Source organism: Salinicola sp. 4072, from assembly GCF_036663415.1.
In the GTDB taxonomy this organism is placed as follows: domain Bacteria; phylum Pseudomonadota; class Gammaproteobacteria; order Pseudomonadales; family Halomonadaceae; genus Salinicola; species Salinicola salarius_A.
This window is the reverse complement of sequence record NZ_JAXOVV010000027.1, coordinates 45,517-52,523: the sequence shown is the minus strand read 5'-3', so window position 1 is coordinate 52,523 and position 7,007 is coordinate 45,517. Positions and strand designations below refer to the sequence as shown.

Genomic DNA, 7,007 nt, shown 5'->3' with positions numbered 1-7,007 from the left:
AGGTGGATAGGCTTTCACCCATAGCGGATGGCTCTCTTGGTTCAGATTCTTGGCGGAACACACTGAATTTTCAAGAGAATACCATCCGCTATCTTCGTTTTCGGGCCGGCCTCATGAATAAGCCGGGATGATGTCAGTAGCGTTGAACAGAAACGTTTGGCTACCCGAGAGATGTCGAAGCGGTGCATCGAATGAAGTCGCCAGGCTGGCGAGATCCAGTAATGGCACCAACATGCCTTTACTGTAGGAGCGAGAGCCATCCCCAGAATCACGCAAGTCCATATCGTAGATGCCACCGGCTCTCGCCAGGTTTAAAGCCCGAAACTCTTCCTGATTGTAAGCTCGTGGGGTGGCCGCGCAGCCAACCAGGGCAGCGGCCAATATTGCTGTAGTTAAGGGTGCTAATCTTTTCATTATGTCCTCCTGCTTTTATTAAATATTCTCATGAGGTTGAGAATACGCAAGAGGAAAACTAAAAATAATTCTTTTAAATCAATAGTTTGTACTAACAGAACAAAGTTAAAAACCGGACGTAGCGAAAAGTTGGCGGGGCATGCATATCATTGGCTATAAAAGAAAATGCCACTTTTGATCAGCAGAGGTTACCTATGGAAAGCGTCGCCGCAATTACTCTGACGGCGGTGGCAGGTGCTATTCTGGATGACCCGAAACCAAGGTCGCGGGGCCATTCTTATTGACTCCGGCTGTTTACTGGTAAGAAAACGCGGTCATTTGTTTTACTGATTAGGAATCTATATCTGATAGGATCAGTCAAATATTCAAAGAAAGATCATTGTGGTTGACTGATTTAGCGTTGGGAGGCATATATCCAAATAGAAGAAGAGCTTGCGGCCATTGCATTGAGGTTATCTGAGCTTGAGAAGGAAAAAGTAGCCTTGCTTTCCCGGAGGAACGAGCTTCAGCGAGCTGCACAATCACCCACATCAATGCAATTGACTCCCAATCAAAAAGCTGAGTTATTCCGGGGGCTCTTTCGCGGCCGACAGGATGTCTATGCGGTTCGCTGGGAAAGTAGCTCGAATGGACGTTCCGGTTATGCTGTCGCCTGTGCAAATGAGTGGGTACAGGGCATCTGTCAGAAACCCCGGATCAAGTGCGGTGAGTGCCCTCACAAAAAGTTCAAGCCTCTGGATTTCAGTGCAGTGTATGACCACCTGTCCGGCAAGCATGTAGCAGGGTTATACCCATTGTTGCCGGACAGTTCCTGTTATCTGCTGGCTGTAGATTTTGATAAGGAGGACTGGAGAGCAGATGTTCGTGCGTTGGCCCAGGCTTGTCGTGATGAATGTGTCCCTTATCTTGTAGAGATCTCCCGGTCCGGTGCGGGTGCCCACCTATGGGTCTTCTTTTCGGACGCCGTTCCAGCCTGGTCCGCGAGGGCTTTGGGGTTCAAGCTGCTGGACAAAGCCATGGAACGCCACCCGGGCCTGTCCTTCGATTCTTATGACCGGCTATTCCCCAACCAAGATACGATGCCCGATGGTGGATTTGGCAATTTGATTGCCCTTCCGCTTCAGCATGAGGCGCGAAGTCGCGGATGTACTGTATTCGTCGACGATAAGCTAACCGCGTATCCGGATCAGTGGGCGCTACTTAGCCAGCAAAAGACCGTTTCGCTGGCTCAGCTTCGAGATATGGTTGGAAATGAGCCTGATTCTGATGCGATAGCAGAAGTTGCGTTGCCGTGGGAACAAGCTTTACCGGTCGATACAGGGATAATTTCAGGATGTCCCGAGAGCATCACGCTTACCCTGGCCAATCACATTTATATGAAGTTGTCAGACATACCCGGGACACTGGCGGCACGAATAAAGCGCATGGCGAGCTTTGCCAATCCAGTATTTTTCAAAACCCAGGCACTTCGATTTTCAACTCATGGCATCCCTCGTTACATATCATGTGCCCGGATTGAGCAAGGTTATATCTCGGTACCGAGAGGCTGTTTTGATGATCTCCAGGCACTGTTACACGAACAGGGAATAACGGTAGAAATCGATGACCGCAGAATGCCCGGCCAGTTGCTGCCGGAAGTGAGCCTGAAAGCAACGCTGCGTCGTAATCAGGAAAAGGCTGTGACGGCGCTTGCCGATCACGATACCGGAATACTTCATGCTCCGACCGCTTTCGGCAAAACCGTAACCGCTATTGGCATTGTCGCCAAGCGGCAGGTAAACACGCTGATCCTCACTCACAGTCGTCAGTTACTGGATCAATGGAAGGAGCGCCTGGAGACCTTTATTGAGGGTGCCTCCGTAGGTGTGATTGGCGGTGGCAAAAAGAAACCTACTGGTCAGATCGACGTTGCTACCTATCAAAGCCTGATCAACAAGAAAGATAATACGGTCTCAAGTAAAGTCCGGGAATACGGGCAGGTCATCATCGATGAATGCCATCACATTTCAGCTCCCCGTTATGAAATGCTGCTTAACGAAGTCAGCGCCCGATATGTTGTAGGCCTTACCGCAACGCCTGACCGTCAGGATGGCCACCAAAAAATCATGTTTATGGTCGCAGGACCCGTTCGTCACAAAGTCAGGGCTGAACATGGGTCTAAGTTTGTCCAGCGTGTCATCGTTCGAGAACGTCATGAAACGCCACCAACGGACATCTTTCAGAATAACGGTGAACGACCACACATTGCATCCGTCTACCGTTGGCTCTCCCATAGCACTACCCGGAATCAGGATATAGTTCGGGATGTCGTGCGCTGCGTTCAAAACGAGGCCAACTGTCTTTTGCTGACCGAACGAAGAGAGCATGCTGAGACGCTGGCAACATTGTTGGAAGCTGAGTCTATATCGTCGGTTGTTTTGCGCGGCGGGATGCGCGTCAAGGAACGCCGGGCTGCCGAATCGCAGTTGCATGAAACTCAAGTTATTGTTGCAACCGGGAAATACATTGGTGAAGGTTTTGACTTGCCTCGGCTGGACACTTTGTTTCTGGCTCTGCCCATCGCCTGGAAAGGAACACTGTCGCAGTATGCTGGCAGGATTCACCGGGATGCCGACGGTAAGCAGGAAGTTACTGTCTACGACTACCTGGACAACAGCCTGCCAATGCTTGAACGCATGTTCCGAAAGCGCGAGAAAGGTTACAAGGCGATGGGATACCAGTTTGCCCAATCCGAGCCGCAAACACGGCTACTGTAAACTTTCCAACGAAAGGGGAAACATGGCTGAAACGAAATGTGCTTCAGGCCTGCTTCAGAGGTAACTCGTGGGGCTTTACGCGTCTCACGTTCTTAGCTTCTTGTTCATAGGCACGATGACGAACATCCCATAACTCAACCGCGTGCTGAATATTCAGCCAGAACTCCGGCGTATTCCCCAAAGCCGCTGCGAGTTTGATTGCCATGGGTGCTGTCAGCGTGCCTTTGTCATGCGCAATCCGACTGAGTGTATTTCTGTGCACACCCATTGCTTCGGCCAGTTCACTGATTTCTATTTTCATCGGCTCCAGAAACTCGCTGACCAGCATTTCGCCAACTGTCACTGGACGACGTTTTGTATTCCTCATTACCATAACCTCCTCTAGCCCTTGTAAACATGCGGGTCTAGATATGTATCTTGGGCGGTGCCATCTTCCCAGCGAAAAATCAGGCGATACTGTTTGTTAACCCGAATGGAACACCATCCAGAAAGGTTTCCCTGCAAATGTTCAAAACGGTTACCCGGCGGAATCCTCAAGTCTGACTCCTGCGTCGCGGCATCCAGAATCTGAATCTTTCTGAACAGAGCGCCTTCAATAGTGCTGGGTATTTTCTTGTGGCTTTGGTCTTCGTCGTAGAAAGCCTCCAGCCATATATCCCTGAATTCAACCGCCATAGTTACCTGATCGCTTTTTAGTCATTTTATGCACAACAACGTTGTGCGTCAAGTCCGTTCAAAATGAGAACGGATCCGTTTAGAAAACGATGTTACTATAATTTTGTTTGGCAGAAGGGGCTGAAAGAGCGATCTCAAGGCACTGATTTCATAGAGATAAAAGCGTATACAAGGCTCCCAGTTTCCCACTTATCCCAGTTTAAAATGGGTCGTCAGGAGCCGACGCAGAGGAAATTTGCCAATATTTACACTTTTTTTCGCAAATTTCAGCACTCCAATAGTGCTCCACGAGTTTCATAAACTTATGTTTTTAAAGTATTTTATACATTCTGTATCGGTAAATAGAGCCGCAGGTTGGTCGAATACAGCTCGGAGCTGGCGGGAAGTCGGCCGATCCGCCTGACCGGGCATCGTCTCGAACGCTCCCCGCCCTCCTCCCAGAGCATCGACCCGTCACCCGGGCCCAACGTGAGATCCACCATCCTTCTGACGATGAGCGCCGATCACGGCAGGCGCTAGATACCTTATGGCTATACTGTCGTTAACAGTCTGGCCCAGGAGACGGAATGGCGCAGTCGGATAATGATCGCGAAGCAATCCTTCACGGTGAATACAAGGTACCGGGCGGTAAATTGCTGGTGGCGGACGTCACCGTCCGCGATGGGCGGCTGGCCTCGGTGCAGTTATCCGGCGATTTTTTCCTCGAGCCCGACGAGGCGCTGGAGGCGATCGACCAAGCCCTCGAGGGTGCGTCGATCGACGCCGATGCCAGCGCCCTGATCGCGCGAATCCAGCCCGCGCTGCCGCCGCAGACCGAGATGATCGGGCTGTCCGTGCCGGCCATCGCCACCGTGATCCGTCGTGCGCTCTCGCGAACCTCGGATTGGCGAGACCACCGCTTCGGCCTGATTCACCGCGAACCGGAATCACCGCTTCTCCACATGGCCCTGGACGAAGTGCTGACGCGCGAAGTGGCGGCGGGACGCCGCGGTCCGACACTGCGCGTGTGGGAATGGGACCGGGCGGCGATCATCATCGGCGTATTCCAGTCGCTGGCAAACGAAGTCGATCTCGATGCCGCCCGAGAGGCCGGTATCGAGATCGTTCGCCGTATCAGCGGCGGCGGCGCCATGTTCGTCGAGCCCGGTAATACGATCACCTGGTCGCTGATCGTGCCGGAAACGTTGGTCCAGGGGCTCACCTTCGTCGAAAGCTACGCCTTTCTCGACGACTGGGTGATTCAGGCGCTGGGCGACATGGGTATCAATGCCTGGTACGTGCCGATCAACGACATCACCTCGCCGGGCGGCAAGATCGCCGGGGCCGCCCAGAAGCGAATCAACGGTGCAGTACTGCACCACGTCACCATGGCCTACGACATCGACGCCGACAAACTTACCCGCGTCCTGCGGATCGGCCGCGAAAAGCTCTCCGACAAGGGCACTACCAGCGCTGGCAAGCGCGTCGATCCGCTCAAGCGCCAGACCGGTCTCGAGCGAGAGGAGATCATTCGGCGCATGATCGACTCGTTCGCCGCCCGTTTCACGCTGATGTCGGAATCGCTCACGCAGGATGAGCTGGATACGGCGCACACCTTGGCGAAGAACAAGTTCGCCAGCGAGGCGTGGATACGTCGCGTGCCTTGATTCGTCGCGGTCAGCACGGCGTCAGGCTGCTAAGCTGAATCGGGTCAGCTAGAACGCACCATCCAGGTGCACACCATCCAATAAAGCTGGTTATAGTTATAATCTCAAATCGATAATATCATCTTATAACAACAGCGATTTTCCCGAGCGCCCCCGTCCCCGGCACGCTTACTGCATGTAAGGACTCGAGCAATCGCAAGGAGAAAGCCATGTGGTCGTTGTTACGACCCATTCGTGCGTTGCTGGGTAGCGTAGCGTTACTGCTGCTCGGCAACGGCCTGATCAATACCCTGCTGACACTGCGCGGCGCCGACGAGGGCTTCTCGACCAGCCTGATCGGTCTCATCATGTCCGGTTACTTCGTCGGCTTCATTGGCGGCACCTGGATCAGCGGCCGCCTGATCAAGCGCATGGGCCACATCCGGACCTTTGCGTTCTGCGCCGGGCTCTGCGCCTCGGCCGCCCTGCTTCACCTCATATTCATCGATCCCTGGGTGTGGCTGGGCCTCCGGGTGGTCTACGGCCTCGCTTTCATCACCCTGATGACGGTGATCGAGAGCTGGCTCAACAGCCAGGCCGCCAGTCATCAGCGTGGGCGGGTGTTTGCCATCTACATGGTGGTCAACCTGGGCGCACTGGCCATCGCCCAGCAGATCCTGCGCCTGGACAGCCCCGATGGCTTCCTGCTGTTCGCGCTCACATCGATCCTGATCAGTTGGGCGCTGTTGCCGATCACGATCACCAAGCGCAGCCAGCCCGTCATCCCCGCCCGACCCAAGAGCAGTCTCAAGGCGCTGCTGGGGTTTGCCCCACTGGCCGTTGCCGCCTCGGCGATGTCCGGGCTTGCCATGGGCGCGTTCTGGACGCTGACGCCGGTCTACGCCCGCAGTGTCGGGTTCGACGTCACCGGTGTCGGCGTGGTGATGAGCTGCGCCATCGTCGGCGGCGCCCTGCTGCAGATACCGATCGGCCGGTTCTCCGATACCCATGATCGCCCCCGGGTCATGACCTGTGTGGTGATCCTGGCTGCGATCGCCGCTGCCGCCATGCCCTTCGCCCCCAACCAGATGGCGCTACTCGGGCTATATTTCATCTGGGGCGGGCTGTCGTTCTCGATCTACCCGATCGCCGTGGCCCAGTTGATCGATCAGCTGCATCCCGACGAAATCGTCGCCGGTTCAGCTGATATGCTGGTGGTACAAGGTGCCGGCAGTGCCGTCGCGCCGATTCTGGCCGGGGTGATCATGCATAACGTCGGCAATCAGGGATTGCCGCTCTATATCGCCGCCGTCATGGCGATGCTCGCGGGCTACGCCATCTATCGCCGACGTCGTGTCTCGGTGCTGGTCAGCGGCGATACGGCCCATTTCGAACCCATGACACCGACCAGTAGCCAGGCCCTGGAGATGATGTACGACGACATTCAGAAGGATCTGTTCGCCGACCCCAGTTTCTACGAAGAGCACGAACGCCAGCGAATCGTCGAGATGGCCGGCAAGGCCTGATCCTGAATCTG

Annotated in this window: 6 protein-coding genes; 3 read left to right on the top strand and 3 right to left on the bottom strand. The window is 54.6% G+C overall.

From position 1 onward, the window contains the following. Positions 1 to 111 precede the first annotated feature (111 nt). Complete coding sequence (locus R3F72_RS15830; RefSeq protein WP_442978361.1) at positions 112 to 414, bottom strand: hypothetical protein; 303 nt, start codon at positions 412 to 414, stop codon at positions 112 to 114. A 446-nt stretch (positions 415 to 860) separates the two neighbouring features. Between R3F72_RS15830 and R3F72_RS15825 the strand changes: the two genes are divergently transcribed. Next, complete coding sequence (locus tag R3F72_RS15825; protein ID WP_442978360.1) at positions 861 to 3,170, top strand: TOTE conflict system archaeo-eukaryotic primase domain-containing protein; 2,310 nt, start codon at positions 861 to 863, stop codon at positions 3,168 to 3,170. A 43-nt stretch (positions 3,171 to 3,213) separates the two neighbouring features. Here the strand turns inward: R3F72_RS15825 and R3F72_RS15820 are convergent, their stop codons facing one another. Together R3F72_RS15820 and R3F72_RS15815 are read right to left on the bottom strand one after the other, a co-directional pair. After that, positions 3,214 to 3,537: a HigA family addiction module antitoxin gene (locus R3F72_RS15820; protein ID WP_054641672.1), complete on the bottom strand. Its 324-nt coding sequence runs from the start codon at positions 3,535 to 3,537 to the stop codon at positions 3,214 to 3,216. Between the two features lie 14 nt (positions 3,538 to 3,551). Then, positions 3,552 to 3,845, bottom strand: a complete 294-nt coding sequence (locus R3F72_RS15815; protein WP_044628576.1) for a type II toxin-antitoxin system RelE/ParE family toxin — start codon at positions 3,843 to 3,845, stop codon at positions 3,552 to 3,554. A 566-nt stretch (positions 3,846 to 4,411) separates the two neighbouring features. Here R3F72_RS15815 and R3F72_RS15810 point away from each other — a divergent pair. Beyond that, positions 4,412 to 5,491 (top strand): lipoate--protein ligase family protein, encoded by a 1,080-nt coding sequence (locus R3F72_RS15810; protein WP_087720934.1) that lies wholly within the window; start codon positions 4,412 to 4,414, stop codon positions 5,489 to 5,491. Between the two features lie 125 nt (positions 5,492 to 5,616). Further along, positions 5,617 to 6,996 (top strand): MFS transporter, encoded by a 1,380-nt coding sequence (locus tag R3F72_RS15805; protein WP_332780142.1) that lies wholly within the window; start codon positions 5,617 to 5,619, stop codon positions 6,994 to 6,996. Positions 6,997 to 7,007 lie beyond the last annotated feature (11 nt).